The following is a 22,658-nucleotide window of genomic DNA, read 5'->3' as shown; positions in this document are numbered from 1 at the left end:
TAGTGGCACAGCATTTAATAATGTCTATTAAATAGCCTAAGCATTTTTATTTAATTATAATCACTCTAATAATTTTACGACTTGTTGAACCCGTTCATCTCTATCACCACCGATACTTTGAAAAGACTTATTATGCAAGGTTAATTGGCTGGCAAAATAATCGCTGATGTCTTCACGTTGATGCGGACTATCACGTAAATCATCGGCGACCCATGGGATATCAACTTCGGTTAATAGAATCATATCGTAATGGTGCGCCAATGCTGCTTTGGTAAGTGCTTCTGGGCAATCGCCATAATACCATTTGGCATACACCATCAGCTCAAATAAACTGGTATCACAAAATAAGTAGCCACTAACAGACGTTTGTGCAGCTTGTTTAGCAAGCTCGTTTTCTAATTCAATTTGACCTTGCGCGATAGGCAATAAATCATCCCACGTACAGGTCAACTGCTCACTATCCCATTTTTTTTGCAGATAAGTGCGCATATATTCTGGCACCCACGGGCAGCCGAAATGCCCAGCCAAATCGCGGCATAATGTAGTCTTGCCGGTACTTTCTGCCCCCAGTATCGCGACATTAATAACGGTTTTAGGCGTATGCTGCGTGAGATTGAACGCGGTAGCGTCGTTGCCATTCATAATATGCCCAGATTGCGATGAGAGTGAAGACTACATATTGTAGCGCCGTAAAGGTAAGACCTTTATAAAAGTATAGCGGTACGGAAATAGTATCAGCGATAATCCACAGTAGCCAATGCTCAATTTTGCGCCGAGCCATCAGCCACATTGCCATTAAAAACAGTGCCGTAGTCAACATATCAGTATAGTCAACCCATGTAAATAAATGCACACCAAGCTCAGCGCCATCAAAGCTAAAGTTATTATTGATAACGGGTCTGAAGTAATAGACCAAGGCGACAAAAGCAGTGGTCGCTGCTGCTAATGCTGTCAGTATAGGCAAATCTTTTTTGTTTACATGCTCAACGTCAATGGCATATTGGGCGTCCGTATTTTGCACGCGCTCCTCTTGCTGCTGGCTGGTTGGGTTTATATGATTTTGATGCTTTTTGATTGCTGTATTGTGCTTATTCTGCGTCCAATTTATCCAACCATAAATACTCATGATACTGTAATAGGCGTTGATAAACATATCGCCGAATAATTGCCACTTCCAAAGCAGATAAACAAAAATGGCGGTGCTAACTAGCCCAATAGGAAAAACTAAAATATTGGTTTTGCTGGCAAGTAAAACGCTGCTGACCCCAAATAGAACCGCGATTAATTCTAAAGCGATAAATAGGGTCGGGTAGTCAGCATATTGCCCGAATAACCAGTTTAGGAGTTCTGCCATTACTGTTCCAAAGTCAAAAAGTAAAAAGAAGAGGTAGATAATATCGGTTGAGTTTATAAAATTTTAACGAGTCAGTGGCAATTAATGCCAATTAGTGGCATTGAGTCACAAGCAAAATAGTTGCAACCAAAAATATCTATATTAGATAAAATAACGCAACCAAGCCTTGATAATCAACGCTGATTATAGCGCAGCTGTCGAGAAATGAAGCCAATTTCTACTTATTCTCATTAAGAAGCTGATTATTTGTAACAAAGTATTAGAAAAATTATATTATTCAGGCATAATAAAGGCACTTATTTTAAGTTTACAGTTATTCACCGAAAATTAGACGACTGTTGTTTTTCTCCACTTTTATGCTTATTTCAAGCACCATCGTAGTAGACAAGGATGCGCATCATGACGACTTGTATCACGGGCACCGGCCTGTATATTCCCCATTATAGTATTAGTAATGAAGAGCTAGTAGATTCATTTAACCAGTATGTTGATAATTATAACGCCAAACATGCTGACGCGATTGAAGCAGGAACGGTTACGGCGCTAGAGCATTCATCAGCGGCCTTTATCGAAAAAGTATCTGGTATCAAATCACGTTATGTGATGGAAAAAGACGGTATCTTAGATCCCGAAATTATGGCGCCTGTGATTCCTTACCGCAATTTGGGTGAAGAGCTATCAATCATGGCAGAAATGGGCACGGCAGCGCTAAAAGATGCGCTAGCAGATGCGGGTCTAGAGGCCAATGATTTAGACGGTATTATTCTTGCATGCTCAAATTTTCAGCGTACTTATCCTGCGGTTTCTATCGAGATTCAGGATGCCATCGGTATGGTTGGCGGCTTTGCTTATGATATGAACGTGGCTTGTAGCGCGGCGACTTTTGGTCTGTCGCAAGCACATGGCTCAATCGTCTCGGGTCTTGCCAAACGCGTTGCCGTAGTCAACGTCGAGATTACCTCAGCGCATCTAAACTGGCGCAACCGTGACAGCCACTTTATCTTTGGTGATGTCGCAACCGCCTCTATCGTTGAGGAGCTTGATACGCCAAAAGGTTATGAGATTTTAAGCACCAAGCTGTTCACCCAGTTTTCAACCAATATCAAAAACGAATACGGCTTTATGGACCGCTCTGAGTTCTTAGCGGCGCAGACTGAGATGTATCCGGATATCAAAGAGCCAGTCACTGACAAGCTGTTTTTGCAAAATGGTCGTAAAGTATTCCGTGAAGTTTGTCCAAAAGTCTCAGAGATTATCACTGAGCATCTGCAAGAAAACGACATCGCAACGTCTGACGTAAAAATGATGTGGTTACACCAAGCCAATGCCAATATGCTTGATTTAATCTTGCGTACAGTCGTTGGACGTGATGCTGATAAGGCGATTGTGCCAAGTGTTATCGCCGAATTTGCCAACACCAGCTCCGCCAGTCCAATGATTGTCTTCCATCGCTATAAAGATGCGCTAAAATCTGGTGATTTGGGCGTTATTTGCTCGTTTGGTGCAGGTTACTCAATTGGTTCGGTACTGGTTCGTAAGGTTTAATAGTTAGTCAAAGCTCTGTTATAACCATAAAAATAGCTAAGAGAGTTCTTAGCTATTTTTTTATGCTTATCGTTTATATTTTTTGCTTCTTTATGCATTTTTATGCCTATAGCAAGTAGAACTAGAGGTTGGTATGTGGGCGTAATTGAGTATAAATTGAGCAGTTTGTGAATATAATGGCAAGATTGCTTAGAGGTTTTAAATTAAGCGCAAAAATTTGCTATAATCACTCTCTTATTTTACTCATTTTAAAAAAGTCCTTTTATGAAAGAATCCTTACGCCTGCGTTTAGACCAGATGGTAGACCGTTATGAAGAGGTCACCGCCTTATTATCAGACCCGAGTGTCATCAGCGATAATAATAAATTCCGTGAATTGTCCGTCGAACACAGCGACTTGATGGATATCACGACATTATGGCAGAACTATGTGCGTGCAGAAACGGATCAAGCGGATGCAGAGGTGATGCTAGCGGAAGCTTCAGACCCTGAAATGAAAGAGATGATGCAGGACGAGATTGACAGTGCGCGTGACACTATCGTAGAGATGGAAGAAGCGCTTAACGTCATGATGTTGCCAAAAGACCCTAATGATAAAGTGCCTGCTTTCTTAGAAATTCGTGCAGGAACGGGCGGTGATGAAGCGGCGATTTTCTCTGGTGATTTGTTTCGTATGTATCAAAAGTATGCCCAAACTCAAGGTTGGACGGTAGATATTCTGTCGGCTAATGAGGGTGAACACGGCGGCTATAAAGAGATTATTACCCGTGTGTCGGGCAATAGCGTTTATGGTCGCCTAAAGTTTGAGTCAGGCGCTCACCGCGTCCAGCGTGTCCCTGAAACCGAAAGCCAAGGTCGTGTTCATACCTCGGCTTGTACCGTTGCTGTCATGCCAGAGGTTGAGATTGATGATACGGTCGATATCAATCCTGCAGACATTAAAATGGATACCTTTCGTTCAAGTGGCGCCGGTGGTCAGCACGTTAACACCACGGATTCTGCAGTACGTTTGACGCACATTCCGACCGGTACCGTGGTAGAGTGTCAACAAGAACGCAGTCAGCATAAAAACCGGGCGCATGCGATGAAAATGCTGGTGTCCAAAATCCAACAAGCAAAAGTACAAGCGCAGGTCGATGTGGCGGATTCAATACGTCGTGACTTGGTCGGTAGCGGTGATCGCTCAGAGCGTATCCGTACTTATAACTTCCCGCAAGGTCGCATGACTGACCATCGAATCAACCTGACGTTGTATAAGCTTGATGCGATTATGGAAGGCGATATGGATGAGTTACTAGATGCGCTGCTGCGTGAACACCAAGCAGACTTGATGGCGAGTATTGGTGGTGCTTAATAAAAAATTGATAAGTCCATGAGAGGCGTGCGTCATGCATATGATAACCAGCTCAGCGATACTATTACCATTCGACAAATTCGCGATGACCATCATTGCGATGTTAATGTCGTTTTGGTTATCTGCTTGTAGCGTTACGCCTTCATCAACGTCAGTCTTACAGCCAGAGCAGAGCGATAGTAGTGCAAAAAATGATACTGCAACAAACGATAAAAATGATCCGTTTGCTTATCAAGCCTGTGTTTATCCGCCTAACGAGATGGTACAAGCTTGTACGGCAAAGGGTGGCGCGTTTTCGCAGCAAGGTATGCTTGGCTGCTATCAATGTGTGGTGACTTATACCGATGCGGGCAAAGCTTGCCAAGACAGTAGCGACTGCCAAGGTAAATGTAAAAACACAGGTGAGTTTCTAGATGCCAACGCTAAAACTCAGTCAGGACAGTGCGCCAGTGATAGTAGCCCGTTTGGCTGTTATCAAACGATTGAAGAGGGCGTGACACAGCCCGCCATCTGTGTCGATTGATTCGGTACTTTTTTAATTTCAAAAACGCATCATCATTATTCAACTGTCTTATTTGAAATTTTTAATTCTGTATTCTAAATTTATAGTTTTCGTTTATTCCTTTAATTATCTAATAATTTTGAGAGTGTTATGTCAAAGCCTAATAATCAAAATCAGCAAAATAACCAAGAGCAAGTTCCAGAAGACGCCAACGAGCTGATTGCTCAATTGCAAGCTAAGTTGGATGATATCGTCGCATCGGGTAAACAACCTTATCCGAACACTTTTAAGCGCACGGATTATGCTCAAGACTTGCAAACGGCTTTTGATGGTATCTCAAAGCAAGAAATTGCGGATAATGACGCTAAAGGCGAAAAAACACAGGTGAATGTCGCCGGTCGCGTCATGCTAAACCGTGGGGCGTTTATTGTTATCCAAGATATGACAGGTCGCATCCAATTATACGTCGCACGTAAAGAGCTAAATGAAGAGACATTGGCCGATATAAAATCGTTAGATTTGGGTGATATCGTTGGCGTATCAGGTTATATCGGTCGCTCGGGTAAAGGCGATTTGTACGTGCACATTGAAGAGATTGAGTTGTTAACCAAAGCATTACGTCCGATGCCAAATAAGTTTCATGGCTTAGCCGACGTAGAAGCGCGCTATCGTAATCGCCATCTTGATTTGATGACCAATGAAACCACTCGCGATACTTTTGTGATACGCAGTCAAGTGATTAGCGGTATTCGTAAGTTTATGTTAAATGAGCGTTTTATGGAAGTTGAAACGCCGATGATGCATCCTATCCCAGGTGGTGCGGTTGCGCGTCCGTTTGTGACCCATCATAACGCGTTAGATATGCCTTTATACCTGCGTATTGCTCCTGAGCTTTATCTAAAACGCCTTGTCGTTGGTGGTTTTGAAAAAGTATTTGAAATTAACCGCAGCTTCCGTAATGAAGGCGTGTCAACCCGTCATAATCCTGAATTTACTATGATTGAGTTTTATCAGGCTTATGCTGACTATCATGACTTGATGGATTTGACCGAGCGCTTGTTCAATGAGCTAGCGATGGATATCTTGGGCACGACTGAGCTGACTTATCAGGGCGAAGCGATTAGCCTAAAAGCACCATTTATCCGCCTGTCTATGTGTAATGCGATTGCTAAGTATGCAGAAAATTTCGATATGGCACGCATTAATGACCGTGACTATCTTGCAGAATATGCTTCAACGACCCTTAGACAACAAGTAAAAGACATCTTTGGTGTGGGCAAATTGCAGACCATTATCTTTGAAGAAACCGCTGAGCATCAGCTACGTCAGCCGACTTTTATCACAGAATACCCTGCTGAAACGTCACCACTGGCACGCCGCAACGATGATAATCCTGAGATTACCGATCGCTTTGAGCTATTTATCGGTGGTCGTGAACTGGCCAATGGTTTTAGCGAGCTTAATGATCCTGCCGATCAAGCCGAGCGTTTCCATGGCCAAGTCGCCGAAAAAGACGCTGGCGATGATGAAGCGATGCATTTCGATGAAGAGTACATCGAAGCCTTGTCTTATGGATTGCCACCAACAGCAGGCGAGGGTATCGGTATTGATCGCTTGGTGATGCTATTTACGGACTCAGCCAGTATTCGCGATGTGATTTTATTCCCGCATATGCGCCGTAAGCATGAAAGCTAGACTGCTTTACTTGCCATAAATACACGCTGAGACTAAACTGAATATAAGAAGGGTTTTCTACTTTTAACGGAATAGTCTCAAGTTCTTTATGAGACCTTATGTATAGGGACATTATGGACACTCAGCAAGTACCAGCGTCGATTTGGCAGCAGATGATTCAGCAGAATTTCTTATCTTTGTACGACTTAACCGCAGACAAAATTACTGACCCTGAGTATCTTCAGGGTTATGATTTTGTTTTTGAGTTTTCCAATGCCATGGTTTACCTTATCGTCAACGATGTAACGATACAGGCTGATAGGCAGGATATCGATAGTACTCAAGTTCGTACGTGGAGAAAAGACGTTGTCAACCAGCTGATTAAGCAGCATGCTCAGTTGTATCTTAAGAATGATCAAGCGCTTGCTTATAAAAACAAATCTAAAAATGAATCGGCATCTGACACAACAGCAGACAAGGCGGTTTATTTTATTGGCTTGACCTCGTTGTCGGTTCAGCATCAAGAGATTGCTGAAAAGAACAGCGCTCAGAAGGGTTATCAAAATAGCTATCAGAATAGTTATCGTAATAACCATCAGAGCAAGCCCATAGAAGCCGCCTCTTATGCGGTTGGCTATGAATATGGTAGTCAGTTTTTTGCGGAAGACTGTGTGCTAGATTTGGACGATGAAGAAAGTGTACTGCAAGTCTTTAGCTATCAGAACTTCACTGAGATACTCAAGCAATTGGTAACGCCCAGTGATTTGACGGCATTTTTAGATTTCCATCGCCGTAAGCTTGCTGGGTTTGAAGCGTTTCAAGACGAATCAACCTTGCTTGCACAGTTTTCACAGTCGCCAGATTTTCATCAAAGAGCGATTGAAGTTCAAAAACAACTGGTCAGCCATAACTTGATAGCGCAGATTGAACCGCGATTACTAAAAGCGGCAGAGCCTGAGCAGGCGGAATTTGCTAAAGCATTGATGGCAGAGATTCAAAAGAATACACGCATGTGGTATCGACTTTTTAATAGCTTAGTCAGAGAGTGTTATGACGCGGGTACGCCACTGCCAAAAGAGCAAGTTGATATTTTGGTCGACGAGTCCATGTACACCTATGCTTGTTTGGTAGAAAAAATATTGGCTCACAGAAGCATTGACCAAGATTCTCGGTGGACGGGCTACGTGCGCCATGAGCATTCTTATAATGTCTTTGGGCGTCATTATCTGCTGGTGTTTTATGCGCAAGATGACAACAGCTCGTTAAGTGCCGACAAGGTGCGTGCGGGTCATCAAGATTTATTATTCGAGCTCAATGCCCAAATGCAGCAGCCTGTTATGCAAGATCTGTTTTTAATTGGTGTCGACGTCAGACCTTGTGAAGATAGCGTGAATACCGAAGTTCATCTTGACGCATTTCATCAGCACGGCTCACTTATCGATGCAAATACCCAGCGTTTGTACCAACAGTTGGCTGAGTTACGAGCTCAATCATAAGTTATTCTAGAAATTAGTTTCAATACTTGGTTTTGATGTTTAGCTTTAATATTTAGCTTTGCTATTTGGTTTGAATAATTGGCTTCGATATCTGGTTTTAAGGTAAATCGCTGATTTGATGCTTTATTTATATTACTACTCACATTGGCATTCATTATGACGCAGCAATATCAAGTTTTAGCGCGCAAATATCGCCCAAAAAACTTTCATGAGTTGATTGGGCAGTCACACGTCTCACAAGCACTGATTAATGCGATTGATTATAATCGTCTGCATCATGCTTATCTATTTACGGGTACGCGCGGTGTTGGTAAGACCACCATTGCGCGTATTTTATCTAAATGCCTAAACTGCGATACCGGTATTACCAGCACCCCATGTGGCGTCTGTGATAACTGCGTGGCGATTGATCAAGGGCGTTTTATTGATCTGATTGAGATTGATGCTGCCTCTCGTACCAAAGTTGAAGACACGCGCGAGCTACTTGATAACGTGCCGTATGCGCCAAGCCAAGGTCGCTACAAGGTATACCTGATTGATGAAGTGCATATGCTGTCGACGCACAGCTTTAATGCGCTGCTCAAAACCTTGGAAGAGCCACCTGAGCATGTAAAATTCTTACTAGCCACCACCGATCCGCAAAAGCTGCCGATCACGATTATCTCGCGCTGTTTACAGTTTGTGCTGCGTCCTTTATCGCAAAGTTTGCTCAGTGAACATCTAGCCAATATCTTAACCCAAGAGCAAGTTGGCTATACGCAGCCTGCGCTTTGGCAATTGGCCAGTGCCGCCAAAGGTTCGGTTCGTGATGCGTTGTCATTGACCGATCAAGCGATTGCTTTTGGGCAAGGTGCGCTCGATGATGTGACAGTTAATGCCATGCTTGGCTTAATTGATGCCGCTGATCTGGTGCGTTTAATCACAGATATTTATAATCATGATAAGTCAGCGGTTGCCACTCATATTGAGCAGATGCGTGCGCAAATGGTCGATGCGACCAGCATGTTCGATGGTTTGGCTGAGCTGCTACATCAATTGGCATTGACGCAACTGCTACCTGAGGTTGCCCTTAACGTAAACGAGGCACAAGCGCAGCAGATTAATCAGCTCGCCCAGCATATGAGCCCTGATGTCTTACAGCTGTATTACGAAATCGTGGTACAAGCGCGTGAAGGCGTCAAACTGGCTAGCACACCGATGCAAGCGCTAGAGATGTGTATTTTACGTCTATTGGCTTTTCGTCCGTTACCCGTCGATGAGATTTTAGCGAACGTACCTGATACTGCTATATCGTCTGACCCTGTATTATCTGGTTCTATAACTTCGGTAGAAGCCGTTACTTCTACTCATGCTACGGCTGAATCTAATACATCATCAATAAATGCAAATACCGTTGAGGTATCAAATACCAATGCGCTTTTAAATACTAATGCGCATTCAGTATCGGCTTCTTTATCAGTGCCAACCTCAGCAGTAGTGGAAGCGATATCAGAATCGCAGCCAGAAACACAGTTAGAACCAGCAGCGAAATCAATACCGCCGCTACAATACTATATTGCTGATTATGACAGCTCAAATCAAAATGAGATTGAGTCATACAACACAAACTATGATGATGCTGAATTTGAACAATATAATAGTTACGGCAATGATGAAAGATTAGATTTGTTAGACAGCAACGTTAACTCTGAGCCTGTTGTTGAGCCTGTTGTTGAGCCTGTTGTTGAGCCTGAGCCTGTTGTTGAGCCTGAGCCTGTTGTTGAGCCTGAGCCTGTTGTTGAGCCTGAGCCTGTTGTTGAGCCTAGCGCAAATGATTCTCAATTATTATCCCAGCTTGATGACCCGCGTACCCTGTTACGTTGCGCCCCGCAAGAGTTGACGGGCGAATGGACACCAGAAAAATGGGACTATTGGCTGCAATGCGCTCGCGAAGCTGGTAGTTTGGCTTCAGATGAATTGGCGTTGGCGCGTCAAGGGATGATGACCGGTCACTGTAATGATAAAGCCGTCTTTGTCACGGCAGTGGACAGCAAGCATTTGCAAGCCACCTTTCAACAACTCGCGGCAAAATTGCAAGAACAGTTTACGCAAGCGGACATCAGCTTGCAGATAGATGGCAGTGTCATGCAGTCCGATGATAAGACCCCTGAGCGCCGCCAACAAAAACGCCTTATAGAAGCCCGTACAGTTGCGGAGTCTAAATTGCTCAATACACCTGTGATGCAATATTTGACGGAACGCGGCGAAGGGAAAATGGGTAAGGTTCAGTTATATTAAACAATCGGCAATTTTATGTTTGGCATTTTTTAATAACTAAACTATTAATAAGCTTATTATATTTACCAAGATATCAAGGTGGAATAACTTTATCGCCTTGATATTTTTGGTTTTATCGATGGAGAAGATTTTTTAGTTGACCATCAGAGTTATATTAAAAAACTGTAAGATTTATGATAATCCGCTATAATGGTTAAGTTATATTAAAAACTAAAAAGCAGCTTAGGTGGGAATATGTTAGATAATTTACGTGGTATGGCTGTGTTTGCCAGTGTGGTCGGACACGGCTCTTTTAGTGGTTCAGCTCGCGAACTGGGTATCACAACCAGTGCGGTCAGTCAGCAAATCCGCTCTTTAGAGAATGAGCTGGGTGTAGTGCTATTGCATCGCTCAACTCGTAAGCTAAGCTTAACAGAAGCGGGTGCAAGCTTTTATGAAGCAGCGAAAGACGTGGTTAGCGCCGCTGAACAAGGGCGTATTAAAGTCAATCAATTACGTGATGAGCTGGCCGGTAGCTTGCGTATTGCAACGACACCTGAGCTTGGCGTTCATCATATTTTGCCCGCTCTATCTACTTGGATGTCGGCGCATGATGACCTTAGCATTACGTATTTTGCCGACAATCATTATATTGACATGATTGATGAGCGTATCGATATTGCGGTACGTATGAGCCCCAATATCAATGACTCAACCTTGAGCAATCATCCGTTATCTGATGTGCGTCAACTGTTGGTCGCCTCACCGCAGTATTTACGTCAGCATAAAAAGATCGAAACACCAAAAGATTTGGCAGACCATCAGCTGATTTGTATCGATATTATGAAAGATGCGAGTCATGTAGAGCTTACCCAGACTGAAACAGGCAAGAAAACACGTATTAAAATGAACTCACGTATCCATACTAATAACGTCTTTATGGCAATGACTTTAGCAAAAGAAGGTCATGGCTTGATTCGTATCATGGAAATGGACGTAAAAAAAGAGCTTGAAAGTGGCAATTTGGTCGAAGTGTTAACGGGCTATCAGCTGCCAAGTTTTGTGTTATATGCCGTCACCTTAAACCGTGATCAGCAACCTGCAAAAATTACCCGCTGCTTAGAGGTGTTAAAAAAGTATTTTCATGCTAATTAAGTCGAGCGTTTAATAATCTTTACTTGAAAATGCTTTTAAAGTGTTAAAAAGCCTATAGATAACTTATCTATAGGCTTTTTTAGCTTTAGACTTTGATTAAATGAACCGTTTAAAACGAAGGCTTTAACAAGTTAACCAAACGCTCGACCACTTGTGAGCTTTCATCACGACTCATATTAAGTGGTGGCAACAGACGAATCACATGACCACCAGTGACGTTGATAATCAATTTTTGCTCATCACGGGCACGGTCAACCAATTTGCTACAGTCCATCGCTTTAGGAAGAGCAATACCAATCATCATCCCAGCGCCGCGAGTGCTGACGCCATATTGTCCAAGTGCATCAATCATACTTTCACGGATGAATTTTCCTTCGGTGACGGCATTGTCCATGATATCGCCATTTGCAAGTACTTCATAAACACTGTGTACTACGCGACTGGCCAATGGTGTGCCACCATATGTTGAACCATGACTACCGGCACCAAACAAGCCATTGGCGCGTCCCCGTACCATGCAAGCACCTACAGGGAAACCATTACCTAAGCCTTTAGCAGTTGTTAGTACATCAGGGCGAGCATTGCTATGCTGATAAGCAAAGTACTTGCCAGTACGGCCGTTACCGGTTTGTACTTCATCCAACATAAATAACCAGTTATGGTTATCGCATACGGCTTGTATCTGTTCAAGGTAAGTAAAACCATTTTCTGCGGTATTAAGACCACCTTCACCTTGGATAGGCTCTACAAATACCGCACAGATATCATCATGGTCTTGAGCTGCTTGTTCAATGGCAGCAATATCACCAAAGGGCACACGGATAAAGTCTTCATCCAAAGTATAAAAACCTTCACGTGCTTTAGGATTGGCGGTTGCTGATAATGAGAGCAAGGTACGACCATGAAATGATTGTTCCATGACGATAACTTTTGGGCGTTTAAAACCTTGCTGGTGCGCATAGAGTCGTGCCAGTTTTAATGCCGCTTCGTTGGCTTCAGCACCACTATTAGCAAAGAATACGCTATCCATTTGCGCGGCATGACATAAGGCTTCGCCAGCACGCTCTTGCCAATCGATACCAAATAAATTACTGGTATGTACCAAGGTCGCTGCCTGCTGCTGAATAGCCTCCGTAACTTTTGGGTGACAGTGCCCTAAGCCGCATACTGCGATACCCGTTAAGGCATCTAAATAAGGCGTGTCATCTTTAGTATAAAGCCAACTGCCTGAACCGCGTGTGAAGCTGATTGGTTGACGATTATAAGTGGGCATCAGGTAAGTAGCAGACATGTAAAACATCCTTGGGATAATGAAAGGTTAAAGGGATTGGTTAGAGCTCATCAGAAAACGGCGTCGATTCAGCAGGTAAGGTATATTCTTCGTTTGCCCATGCGCCTAAGTCGATAAGCTTGCAGTGATGACTACAAAACGGCTTATATTTATTGTCTTGCCAGGCGGTTTGATTGCCGCACTCTGGACAAGGATAGGTTTTAGGTAAGGAATTGGTGCTAGAAGTAGATTCAGTCATAATAAAAGTGGGTATATCCTAGAGGCATGTTAGTAAATGCGGTTATGCAAAACAGCGCTTATAATCAACAGCGAGTATGAATAATGGGTGTTTTCTAAACAGATAAATTGGTACGATTCATTTATTTAGAGGTTGTAAAATCACGATGGCATTAAAATGACAAACTAATGGTCAATCGCACTCATCAATTCGTGGTTGTCGTTCGATGAGCAAGGTCGTTGCCTTACTATCGTGCCTGATTGACTATATAATAGCATGTGGTCGAATAATGACAAATGACAAATACCTTAAGGATAGTAGATGACTCATCATCTTGAGCTTTCACATCAGCAGCAGCGTGCTTTTCAACCACAAAAACTCTCAGCACCACGCGATTTTATCATGCCACAGGTATTGGTCGACGCTGAGCTGTCTTTAGTGTTAGAGATTGGGGCAGGGAAGGGTAAACATGCGCTTAGCTTTGCGCAACAAACCCCTGATAAGCACCTGATAGCCATCGAGCGCACGCGCAATAAGTTCGAGGCCTTTGCTAAATTGGCAGGGCAGCAAAAATCAAGCAATCTAAGTGCAATTCATGCGGATGCCATCGCATGGATTGTTTATGCCATTGCGCCAAACAGTATCGAGCGTATCTTTATATTATATCCCAATCCTGAGCAACATAATCCTAATCAGCAATGGTTGAACATGCCTTTCTTTGAGTTCTTACTCTCTCGTTTGCAGATAGGTGGGGAAGTGGTACTGGCGACTAATATAGAAGCCTATATGGATAATGCAGAACAGCAGGCCAATGAGCTCTGGTGCTTACCGAACACGCGCCATAAAGTGGCAAGTGATAGTCAACGCACACACTTTGAAGTTAAATACTTGGCGCGTGGTGAGACATGTTGGCAGATAAACATGCGTAAGCCTGAAGGGTATCAAACCAGATTTGATACATGGCAAGCAAACCTTGAATCACAGGGTAAATAGCCTAAGCAAAAAACAACAAAAATAATAGTTCAAAAAATCAGAACGTATTTCTAATATACTTGTATAAAATAGCCTAAGCAAAAGAATGTAAGAAATAAAAAAGACCGCTGCAAAAGAGCGGTCCAAAAAATATCAATATTTACGAATTATAAAAAAGGTTTTACCAATTTATTAGAGTCAGTATGTGCATCTAACACTGTCAAGAATGTATAAGCACCAATAAACTTCCTGCTGATAAACATAAACTCTTTAGGTGGTAGGTTAAACTCAAAAGACTGCATCGCCCGCGTGGCATCATTCGAGAGGCGAGTATGTAATTTACTATTGGCCCAAATATAACGCTGCTGTTCATCTAAACAGTTATCAGGTATGTCAGGATTTAGGACAGGGTCACTAAAAGGTTCGGTGGCCAATAAAAACAATGAGGCAATATCAGAACGGACTTTATCACTCATACTATCGAAAAAATCATAACCGGTCATAGCTTGTTTCATTGCCTGATGATCATGACTGTATCCTGCTCGTAATAACCCGTGCGCAATCGTTAATAAGGTATTGTCAAACTGGCGAATGGCACCAAAATCTAGCAAGACCAGTTTATCGATTTCATATTCATCAGGAGCGACACGAACGAGATAATTACCAAAATTTGGGTCCGTCTGCATCTCACCCCAAACAAAAATCTCTTGCATCATGATTTCGATAGCCGCCTGACCAATGGCACTGCGGCGCTCATGCGGTAATAATTGCAGCGCTTCAGAAACTACAGTGATACCGGGCTCATAAGACATGCATAACAAGCGTTTGGTTGAGTAAGTACGATTAATTTTTGGAACGATATAACGAGGATCTTCAGCCAAGCGCTCATAAAAACGCTCTGTGGTCGCCGCTTCCGCTTCATAGTCGACTTCGTGATGGAGTAGGTCGCGTATCTCCTCAAACCAAGCATCGAGTGCGCGTGTTTGCGGAACGATATTACTGACCTTTAATAAACGTTTAAATAAAGCCAAGTCAGAATTGATGGCATCCGCTACACCGGGATATTGAATTTTTAACACCACTTGTTCGCCCGTTGCCAATACGGTTGCTCGATGCACTTGGGCGAGGGAAGCAGTGCCGATAGGAACTGGATCAACCTCAAGCTCATTTAACTTAGCGCCCAATAACTGTCGTAATGTCAGTTCAATTTTTGGCCATGCTAAGGTTGCGGTATCATCATTGAGCGTTTGCAGAGCACGCGTAATTTCGGGCGGTAATATATGCTCGCCGTAAATCGCTAGCATTTGACCAATTTTTACTACTGACCCTTTTAATTTACCCAGCTCTTCTGCCAAATAATGTGCCTGTTCTTCCATAAATATTTGGTTACGCGCCGTACGTGCTTCTTTGTTTAAGAACATACCAGACACGCTATTACCTGCCCAACGACGACCGATATTTAAGGAAGTTTTCGCAATGGACATCCGGCGCTCAAAACCCGAGGTTTTTAAGTTATCGATAGATTGCTTGTTATTAGAAGGTCTAGAGGTGTCATTTGCCATAAATATAATCATTCATCCGGTTGCTATTGATTTGCGGGCGTAAAACCGACAATACAAGGAGATGCGACGTACTGGTACAAAATTGTATCACATAATGGGAGGTAGTTTGAGATGCCTGAGCTTAGCATGAACAGTTACTTTGTAAGCTAAAATATGCTTATTAAAAGTACGCCTATTAATTAATTGTTAAGTAAAAAGCTACTACTAAGCATTAAAGCGCTAAAAATTAAGCACCACAATAATGATCTTTATTCTAACACTAAGCCGTCAAAGATAAATTTTTTAAAATAAGATGATAAAAAATGCGCAGTCAAAAAATCCGACCTAGCATTACACTAGGTCGGATTATGACAAAAACGATATAAGTTTTAAAACAGAACTTTTAAAAAACGGAACTTCTAAGATAGAACCCTTAAATCAGCTCAATTGTATTAAACGTTTTCGCGAGCAATAGCATGGTGCCCGATATCACGGCGATAATGCGCACCATCAAAACTAATCGCAGCAGTGACTGCCAATGCTGCTTGCTGCGCTCCTGAGATAGTATCTGCTAGCGCAGTCACACATAATACGCGCCCACCATCGGTAACAATTTCTTTTTTACTGTGAGTTGTTACATCAGGATTGATATTGTCCAACTTAGCATGACTAAAGGCAGTACCTGCGTGGAAGACTTTTACCGCATTTTGATTGTCTGCATCTAACTCTGGTAAGCCTGCAATTACATCACCTTTTGATGAAGTTTCAGGATAGCCTTTTGAAGCAACGACAATACCAAGAGCAGGGCGATCATCCCATTTGGCTTCGGTCGGTAATTTACCTTCCAATCCTTGTGCGACCAAATCAACCATCGATGATTGCAAACGCATCAAAATAGGCTGTGTTTCTGGGTCACCAAAACGGCAGTTAAATTCAATCACATATGGGTCGCCCGCATCATCAATCATAAGCCCCGCGTATAAAAATCCCGTATAAGGATGACCGGCGGCTTTCATCGCCTCAACGACAGGTTGGATGACTTGCGTCATCACCTTGTCATGAACGTCTTGAGTGACGACTGGCGCAGGAGAGTAAGCGCCCATGCCGCCTGTATTTGGACCAGTATCGCCTTCAAAAGCACGCTTATGGTCTTGACTGGTTGCCATTGGTAAGATGTTTTCACCATCTACCATACAAATAAAGCTGGCTTCCTCACCTTGCAAAAACTGCTCAACGACCACGCGGCTACCTGCATCACCAAATTTATTGTCGGCAAGCATATCATCAATTGCTTCATGTGCTTGTTCGATGGTTTCAGCAACGATGACGCCTTTACCCGCAGCAAGACCGTCGGCTTTGATAACAATCGGTGCACCTTGCTCATCAATATAAGCTTTAGCAGCAGCAGCGTCTGTGAACCCTTGATAAGCAGCCGTAGGAATATTGTTTTGTTCCATAAATTCTTTCGCAAAGGTTTTTGAGCCTTCTAGCTGCGCACAATAAGCGGTTGGACCCCACGCTTTGATACCAGCAGCACGGCAAGCATCGACAATACCTGTCACCAAGGGTGCTTCTGGACCAACAATAACCATGTCTATGGCATTATTTTGGCAAAATTCGATGACTGCACTGTGTTCGTTAGTATTGGCTGAATCCTCTAACGTGACGTTTTGGCATTTAGGTTCAAGGGCAGTGCCAGCATTACCGGGCGCAACATAGATGTTTTGTACGTTGTCGTCTTTTGCACACTGCCATGCTAGCGCATGTTCGCGACCACCTGAGCCAATCACCAAAATATTCATCATACGTCTTGCCCTTAGCATTAAAATTCATAATGTGTGAGTGAGTACTGAGCCAGTAGAACACGGTTCAATATACTGCGGTATTCTAACAAAAAAATGCCGTGATTGTCATGAGTATCCACCTGCCAGCAAGTATTAGACTACATTAGGATGTTATTGTCTCATTATTAAAGGTTATCGACATATTGATGATTCATGAAATGATGTTGTACGCTTTAGCTATGCGCTTAGGTGCGTTACACTTTAATAGATCGGCAGCAGGAAAGACCCGCGAATGGCTATTTATGAGATACACAATTTGAGCCATTGAATGCCAGTAAAATTTAACGAGTATTTTAAAAAAGGGAGATTAACTACATACCCGATACGTATGCTAAATAAGCACGATGATACAGAACTACGGTTGTGTAGAAGCATGGTTATATAGAAGCGGGGTACAAAAATACTGCTAATAAATAGCATGGATGAATGGCTGCAAACAATCGGCATCAAGCAAAAATAAGTCAGTCACAGAAGAAACTAGAACAACAAACTTATAACAAAGGACAATGGATATGCCTAACACCCTAAATATCGCAAAAGAGCGGATTAGCCAAATAAGCGATATTGCCACCAGTTATGTACAAAAGGACAAATCATTATTTGACCATTTTATTCATAGCTATTATCAGCCGCTGCATCAAGAAGCCGCAAAAAATATCAGTAATACTGACTTAGCGGGGATGGCGCTGCATCACTTTACCCTTCTCAAAGCCTATGATGGTAGTCAACCGCAGCTTGCTATTTTAAATCCTATTGCCGAAGAGCAGCATTTTCATAGCTCGCATACGGTTATTCAAATAGTCGCTTACGATAGACCATTTTTAGTAGACACCCTTTTGATGAGCCTAGAAGCGGAAGGTATTGACGTCCATCGCACCTACAACATCATTATGAATATCGAACGTGATGAAAATGGTGGTATTACTCATATCGAAGGCGCAGAGGAAAGTGGCACTTCACACATGTCTTTGATTCATTGTGAAATTGCTTATCAAAACAATGATGAGTTGGCGGCCTTAAAGAAAATGCTGCTCGCAAAAATTGATACACTCGATATCGTTGTTGGCGATTGGCAACAAATACGTACTAAATTGATGGACGTAAAAGCGGAGCTGGCTACTAAGCCGCTACCTGAAGTATTTTACTCTCAGCAAGAGATTCAAGCATTTTTGGATTGGATATTGGATGAGCATTTTATATTTTTAGGCTACCGAGAATATCGCTTGGAAGATGGAAGTAACGTTGACGTTAATAGCACGACTAATCAAGCAGCCAACACGGATTTAGACTTATTTTCAATTGGTAATAGTGGTCTTGGTCTATTACGTGGCAGTAGCGAGGATGCGCTTTCAAAGAGCTTTGATGAGCTGCCGAGTAACCTTAAAAAGCTATTAACTGAGCCTCAGGTGTTGATGCTGTCTAAATCAAGCCGTGTGTCGCCAGTCCACCGTCCGGTATACATGGATTTTTTGGGGATTCATAAGTTTGATGACAATGGCAAACTGATCGGTGAATATCGCTTTATTGGACTATTTACTGCGCAAGCCTATCAGCTAAGCGTACAACAGATTCCTCTACTACGTGAAAAAGCCAATAAAATCATGGCGATGGCGGATTTACCACGTGACGGCCATGCCTATCATAAAATGATGCACGTTATTAATTCTTTACCACGTGATGATCTGTTTCAAGCCAGCGTCGAAGAGTTATATCCTATCGTATCTGGCATTAGCCAGCTTCAAGACAAGAAGAGCTTACGTTTATTTAGCCGCGTCGATCATTATCAGCGCTTTGTCTCCTGCTTGGTCTACATCCCGCGTGATAAGTTCAATACCGAACTGCGTATTAAAGTACAAAATGTCCTAAAAAACGCTTATGGCGGTACGTCATCCGGCTTCACGACGGAATTTAACGAGTCTGAACACGCCCGCGTCCATGTGCATGTACGCACTGTGCCCGGTCAAGTGAACGAGGTAGATACGGCGGCATTGCAAGATAAGCTGTCGGCTCTTATGCAGTCATGGAGCGATAACTACCAAAGAATGCTCTTGGATAATGTGGGCGAGCAGCAGGCCAATGCCTTAATGCGCCGATTTCTAAACTATATTCCTGCGGCCTATCAAGAGCGCTTTGATGCGCGTACAGCGGTTGAAGACACCAAGCGTTTGGCTAACTTGACGGACGAGCAACCGATGATATGGCATTTATACCAGTCAACGGGTGATGCGAGCAATCAGCTGCATCTCAAGCTATATGGTCGTCAGCAGCCAGTCATTTTATCCAAAGTCTTACCGGTATTAGAAAATTTCGGTGTATCGGTTATTTCTGCGCAAACCTATGAGTTTGATTTATCAGAGCAGCCTATCTGGATGCAGGAGTATGAGCTGTTATTAGAGCATGTTGATACTATCGATATGAAAGTGGTACGCACACAGTTTGAAGACAGTCTTAAGCAAATTTGGGCCGGGCGTGTTGAGAGTGACTCCTTTAACGAATTGGTATTGATTACCAAGCTAGACACTTATGATGTGGTGGTCTTGCGAGCCTTGTCACGTTATATGATGCAAGCAAAAGCGCCATTCTCTAGTGTTTACATTCAACAAACCATGATAAAAAACAGTGATATCAGCGTGGCGTTGGCTGATCTGTTTGATGCGCGTATGAATCCTAAATACGATGAAAGTGAACGTGCAACCAAAACCAGTCAAATTCAGGCGCAAATTAACAAAGCTCTAGCAGGAGTTAGTAGCCTAGATGAAGATCGTATCTTCCGTTGGTATTTGGATTTAATTAACGCCATGGTACGCACCAACTTTTACCAAAGAGAGGCGGATGGGCAACGTAAAGACCGTTTGTCGTTTAAGTTCTTGGCAGCAGACATTCCAAACTTACCCAAACCTAAACCGATGTTTGAGATATTTGTCTATTCGCCACGTGTGGAAGCGGTGCATTTGCGCGGCGGCAAAGTAGCACGTGGTGGTCTGCGCTGGTCGGACCGTATGGAAGATTTCCGTACCGAAGTACTCGGTCTGGTCAAAGCACAAATGGTCAAAAACGCGGTGATTGTACCAGTTGGTTCCAAAGGTGGTTTTATCGTTAAGACCAAAACCATGGCTGATGGTCGTGAAGCCTTCCAAGCAGAAGGTATTGCCTGTTATCAAGCATTCCTCCGCGGTATGCTTGACGTCACTGACAATATTGTTGACGGCGAAATCGTTCCGCCAGCCAATACTGTGCGCCATGATGAGGATGATCCGTACTTAGTCGTTGCCGCTGATAAAGGCACCGCCACTTTCTCAGATATCGCCAATGCTTTATCAAGCGAGTATAACTTTTGGCTTGATGATGCTTTTGCTTCAGGAGGCTCGGTTGGGTATGACCATAAAGCGATGGGTATCACCGCACGCGGTGGCTGGGAGTCGGTAAAACGCCACTTCCGTATGCGCGGCATGGACATCCAAAACCGCGATGATTTTACCGTCGTTGGTATCGGTGATATGAGCGGTGACGTCTTTGGTAACGGTATGCTGAGATCCACTCATACCAAGCTGGTTGCTGCCTTTAACCATCTGCACATCTTCATCGATCCAAACCCAGATACTATAGCGTCTTATGCCGAGCGTGAACGCTTGTTTGAAATGCCGCGCTCAACATGGGACGATTATGAAAAATCGCTCATCAGTCAAGGTGGTGGCGTCTTCTCCCGTCAAGATAAGACCATTGCGATCAGTCCTGAAATGAAAGCATTATTTGATATCAGTGAAGATGGCCTTGCGCCCAATGAGTTAATCAGTGCCTTATTAAAGTCGCCTGTTGATCTGATTTGGAATGGTGGTATCGGTACCTATGTGAAAAGCGCGAATGAGAGTCATGCTGATGTTGGTGACCGTGCCAATGACGCCGTGCGCGTCAATGGTGATGAGCTGCGTACGGCAGTCGTTGGGGAAGGTGGTAACTTAGGCTTTACTCAACAAGGGCGTATCGAATACGCACAAACGGGTGGGCGCATTTATACTGATGCTATCGATAACTCGGGCGGCGTAAATTGCTCAGATCATGAAGTGAATATCAAGATTTTACTTGGTAAAGTGGTCGAGCAAGGCGATATGACCTTAAAGCAGCGTAATGAGTTATTAGAGTCTATGACCGACACGGTTGCTGAATTGGTACTGCGCCAAAATTATCTACAACCGCAAGCGCTTGAGCTTAGCCATCTGCGTGCCGCAGCAAACTTAAGCGATCATCAACGCTTTATTCAAATGTTAGAAGCCGAAGGTCGTTTGGACCGCGCCATTGAGTATCTGCCATCCGATGAGGAAATTGCCAAACGCCAAAAGTCAGGCACAGGTCTTACCAATCCTGAGCTGGCAGTCATGATGGCTTACGGAAAAATGTGGGTTTATGATAATTTATTATCGTCAGATTTACCTGATGCGCCGTATTTCGTTAATGAGCTGCGTCAATACTTCCCTGATGAGCTGGCATCGCGCTTCTTTGATGAGATGAAAGAACATCGCCTGCACCGTGAAATTATCAGTACCTATTTGACCAATAGCATCGTCAATCGTCTGGGTATCGAAGCGATATTCCGACTGCATGAAGAAACGGGACAAACACTCGCCACTATTGCACGTGGTTATGCGATTGCACGTGACGTCTTCCATGTGTCAAAAGCATGGGATCTGCTTGAGTCGCTGGACAATCAAGTCGATGCGACCTTGCTGCTCGAGCTTGAGCTGCGTCTGCGTGATGCCCTCGAAAATGGTGTGGTGTGGTTTATCAATGTCTTTGGTCAAGAGTTGCAAGTTGCTGATATGATCAATCGCTTTGAGGACAGTGTCGAGAAATTGACCAAATCCGGTGGTTTTATCGAGCAGCAATTCTCAGAATACTTGCAAGAAGACGTCACAAGCTTGATGGCAGATGACCTCTCTGCTAATGATGCGGCGATGTTTGCAATGTTGCCTTATCATGTCGATGCGCTTGATGCCGCGCTTTTGGCTGAGCAGTATGAGCGCCCAGTTGATGAGATTGCGACCTTATACTTTGAGGCATATCATGTCCTGCAGTTAGATTGGATGATGGACAATATTGCCACGTTACCGCAGCAAGACCACTGGGATCGCCGCGCGCGTCACGCCCTCGTCAACGAAGTCTCGCGCAGCTTACGTATGCTGATGGATACCTTATTGACACAATCTGATGCTAAGCAAGCCTTTAATGACTGGAAATCACGTCATGCCAGCCAGCTTGACGCCGTCACTGCAGAGATGCAAAAAATCGATAGCAATGATGAGAGTACTATCAGCTTATCGACGTTATCAGTGTTAATGAGTGAGCTTAGTGGCCTCGTAACTAAATAGTGAGCAAATAGAAAGCTGGCTAAGTGTTTATATACAATAAGCCCATCGTTTGATTAAAAAAACCACCGTTATGAGTTAACGGTGGTTTTTTATTC

General features: G+C 43.4%; 15 protein-coding genes. 9 read left to right on the top strand and 6 right to left on the bottom strand.

Features of this window, described 5'->3' with window-relative positions:
- Window positions 1–60: 60 nt before the first annotated feature.
- Together AC2FA3_RS03000 and pnuC are read right to left on the bottom strand one after the other, a co-directional pair.
- Window positions 61–642, bottom strand: coding sequence for an AAA family ATPase (locus AC2FA3_RS03000; protein WP_490508243.1), 582 nt, complete (start codon window positions 640–642; stop codon window positions 61–63).
- The gene (gene pnuC, locus AC2FA3_RS02995) at window positions 593–1,354 is read right to left on the bottom strand and encodes a nicotinamide riboside transporter PnuC (protein ID WP_490508242.1); all 762 of its coding nucleotides are present in this window, start codon (window positions 1,352–1,354) and stop codon (window positions 593–595) included. The genes AC2FA3_RS03000 and pnuC overlap by 50 nt, the downstream gene beginning before the upstream one ends.
- A gap of 399 nt (window positions 1,355–1,753) precedes the next feature.
- Between pnuC and AC2FA3_RS02990 the strand changes: the two genes are divergently transcribed.
- The 7 genes from AC2FA3_RS02990 to AC2FA3_RS02960 all read left to right on the top strand — a co-directional run bounded on the left by AC2FA3_RS02990 (window position 1,754) and on the right by AC2FA3_RS02960 (window position 11,335).
- Window positions 1,754–2,899, top strand: a complete 1,146-nt coding sequence (locus AC2FA3_RS02990; protein WP_490508241.1) for a beta-ketoacyl-ACP synthase III — start codon at window positions 1,754–1,756, stop codon at window positions 2,897–2,899.
- 264 nt (window positions 2,900–3,163) lie between these two features.
- Window positions 3,164–4,252, top strand: coding sequence for a peptide chain release factor 1 (gene prfA / locus AC2FA3_RS02985; RefSeq protein ID WP_201546432.1), 1,089 nt, complete (start codon window positions 3,164–3,166; stop codon window positions 4,250–4,252).
- 34 nt (window positions 4,253–4,286) lie between these two features.
- Window positions 4,287–4,775 carry a hypothetical protein gene (locus tag AC2FA3_RS02980; RefSeq protein ID WP_490508240.1) on the top strand — a complete coding sequence of 163 codons (489 nt, stop codon included), beginning with the start codon at window positions 4,287–4,289 and terminating at the stop codon, window positions 4,773–4,775.
- A gap of 129 nt (window positions 4,776–4,904) precedes the next feature.
- Window positions 4,905–6,449, top strand: a complete 1,545-nt coding sequence (lysS, locus tag AC2FA3_RS02975) for a lysine--tRNA ligase (RefSeq protein ID WP_490508239.1) — start codon at window positions 4,905–4,907, stop codon at window positions 6,447–6,449.
- Between the two features lie 113 nt (window positions 6,450–6,562).
- A complete protein-coding gene (locus AC2FA3_RS02970) occupies window positions 6,563–7,924 on the top strand; it encodes a hypothetical protein (RefSeq protein ID WP_490508238.1) in 1,362 nt (453 codons plus the stop codon).
- Between the two features lie 156 nt (window positions 7,925–8,080).
- The gene (gene dnaX / locus AC2FA3_RS02965; protein WP_490508237.1) at window positions 8,081–10,201 is read left to right on the top strand and encodes a DNA polymerase III subunit gamma/tau; all 2,121 of its coding nucleotides are present in this window, start codon (window positions 8,081–8,083) and stop codon (window positions 10,199–10,201) included.
- A 234-nt stretch (window positions 10,202–10,435) separates the two neighbouring features.
- A complete protein-coding gene (locus tag AC2FA3_RS02960; RefSeq protein WP_183618283.1) occupies window positions 10,436–11,335 on the top strand; it encodes a LysR family transcriptional regulator in 900 nt (299 codons plus the stop codon).
- Between the two features lie 109 nt (window positions 11,336–11,444).
- Here the strand turns inward: AC2FA3_RS02960 and AC2FA3_RS02955 are convergent, their stop codons facing one another.
- Window positions 11,445–12,626, bottom strand: coding sequence for an aspartate aminotransferase family protein (locus tag AC2FA3_RS02955; RefSeq protein WP_490508236.1), 1,182 nt, complete (start codon window positions 12,624–12,626; stop codon window positions 11,445–11,447).
- Between the two features lie 40 nt (window positions 12,627–12,666).
- Complete coding sequence (locus AC2FA3_RS02950; protein ID WP_149489466.1) at window positions 12,667–12,864, bottom strand: DNA gyrase inhibitor YacG; 198 nt, start codon at window positions 12,862–12,864, stop codon at window positions 12,667–12,669.
- Window positions 12,865–13,164: 300 nt separating this feature from the next.
- On the opposite strand from AC2FA3_RS02950, the gene AC2FA3_RS02945 reads away from it, so the two are divergent.
- Window positions 13,165–13,836, top strand: coding sequence for a DUF938 domain-containing protein (locus AC2FA3_RS02945; RefSeq protein ID WP_490508235.1), 672 nt, complete (start codon window positions 13,165–13,167; stop codon window positions 13,834–13,836).
- Between the two features lie 146 nt (window positions 13,837–13,982).
- On the opposite strand, the gene AC2FA3_RS02940 is transcribed toward AC2FA3_RS02945, so the two are convergent.
- Both AC2FA3_RS02940 and purD read right to left on the bottom strand, forming a co-directional pair.
- Window positions 13,983–15,377 (bottom strand): ABC1 kinase family protein, encoded by a 1,395-nt coding sequence (locus tag AC2FA3_RS02940; protein ID WP_490508234.1) that lies wholly within the window; start codon window positions 15,375–15,377, stop codon window positions 13,983–13,985.
- A 431-nt stretch (window positions 15,378–15,808) separates the two neighbouring features.
- The gene (gene purD / locus AC2FA3_RS02935) at window positions 15,809–17,161 is read right to left on the bottom strand and encodes a phosphoribosylamine--glycine ligase (protein WP_490508233.1); all 1,353 of its coding nucleotides are present in this window, start codon (window positions 17,159–17,161) and stop codon (window positions 15,809–15,811) included.
- A 551-nt stretch (window positions 17,162–17,712) separates the two neighbouring features.
- On the opposite strand from purD, the gene AC2FA3_RS02930 reads away from it, so the two are divergent.
- Window positions 17,713–22,563, top strand: coding sequence for an NAD-glutamate dehydrogenase (locus tag AC2FA3_RS02930; protein WP_490508232.1), 4,851 nt, complete (start codon window positions 17,713–17,715; stop codon window positions 22,561–22,563).
- The last annotated feature ends 95 nt before the right edge of the window (window positions 22,564–22,658 follow it).

It is taken from the genome of Janibacter sp. CoH_79_TC_3 (genome assembly GCF_058197955.1).
The sequence above is the reverse complement of the archived record's forward strand: the minus strand, read 5'-3'. Positions and strand labels throughout refer to the sequence as shown.

What these genes read in the sequence shown, in the direction of transcription:
- AC2FA3_RS03000 (WP_490508243.1), bottom strand. Translation starts at nt 642, where the DNA reads ATGAATGGCAACGACGCTACCGCGTTCAATCTCACGCAGCATACGCCT.
- pnuC (WP_490508242.1), bottom strand. Translation starts at nt 1,354, where the DNA reads ATGGCAGAACTCCTAAACTGGTTATTCGGGCAATATGCTGACTACCCG.
- AC2FA3_RS02990 (WP_490508241.1), top strand. Translation starts at nt 1,754, where the DNA reads ATGACGACTTGTATCACGGGCACCGGCCTGTATATTCCCCATTATAGT.
- prfA (WP_201546432.1), top strand. Translation starts at nt 3,164, where the DNA reads ATGAAAGAATCCTTACGCCTGCGTTTAGACCAGATGGTAGACCGTTAT.
- AC2FA3_RS02980 (WP_490508240.1), top strand. Translation starts at nt 4,287, where the DNA reads ATGCATATGATAACCAGCTCAGCGATACTATTACCATTCGACAAATTC.
- lysS (WP_490508239.1), top strand. Translation starts at nt 4,905, where the DNA reads ATGTCAAAGCCTAATAATCAAAATCAGCAAAATAACCAAGAGCAAGTT.
- AC2FA3_RS02970 (WP_490508238.1), top strand. Translation starts at nt 6,563, where the DNA reads ATGGACACTCAGCAAGTACCAGCGTCGATTTGGCAGCAGATGATTCAG.
- dnaX (WP_490508237.1), top strand. Translation starts at nt 8,081, where the DNA reads ATGACGCAGCAATATCAAGTTTTAGCGCGCAAATATCGCCCAAAAAAC.
- AC2FA3_RS02960 (WP_183618283.1), top strand. Translation starts at nt 10,436, where the DNA reads ATGTTAGATAATTTACGTGGTATGGCTGTGTTTGCCAGTGTGGTCGGA.
- AC2FA3_RS02955 (WP_490508236.1), bottom strand. Translation starts at nt 12,626, where the DNA reads ATGTCTGCTACTTACCTGATGCCCACTTATAATCGTCAACCAATCAGC.
- AC2FA3_RS02950 (WP_149489466.1), bottom strand. Translation starts at nt 12,864, where the DNA reads ATGACTGAATCTACTTCTAGCACCAATTCCTTACCTAAAACCTATCCT.
- AC2FA3_RS02945 (WP_490508235.1), top strand. Translation starts at nt 13,165, where the DNA reads ATGACTCATCATCTTGAGCTTTCACATCAGCAGCAGCGTGCTTTTCAA.
- AC2FA3_RS02940 (WP_490508234.1), bottom strand. Translation starts at nt 15,377, where the DNA reads ATGGCAAATGACACCTCTAGACCTTCTAATAACAAGCAATCTATCGAT.
- purD (WP_490508233.1), bottom strand. Translation starts at nt 17,161, where the DNA reads ATGATGAATATTTTGGTGATTGGCTCAGGTGGTCGCGAACATGCGCTA.
- AC2FA3_RS02930 (WP_490508232.1), top strand. Translation starts at nt 17,713, where the DNA reads ATGCCTAACACCCTAAATATCGCAAAAGAGCGGATTAGCCAAATAAGC.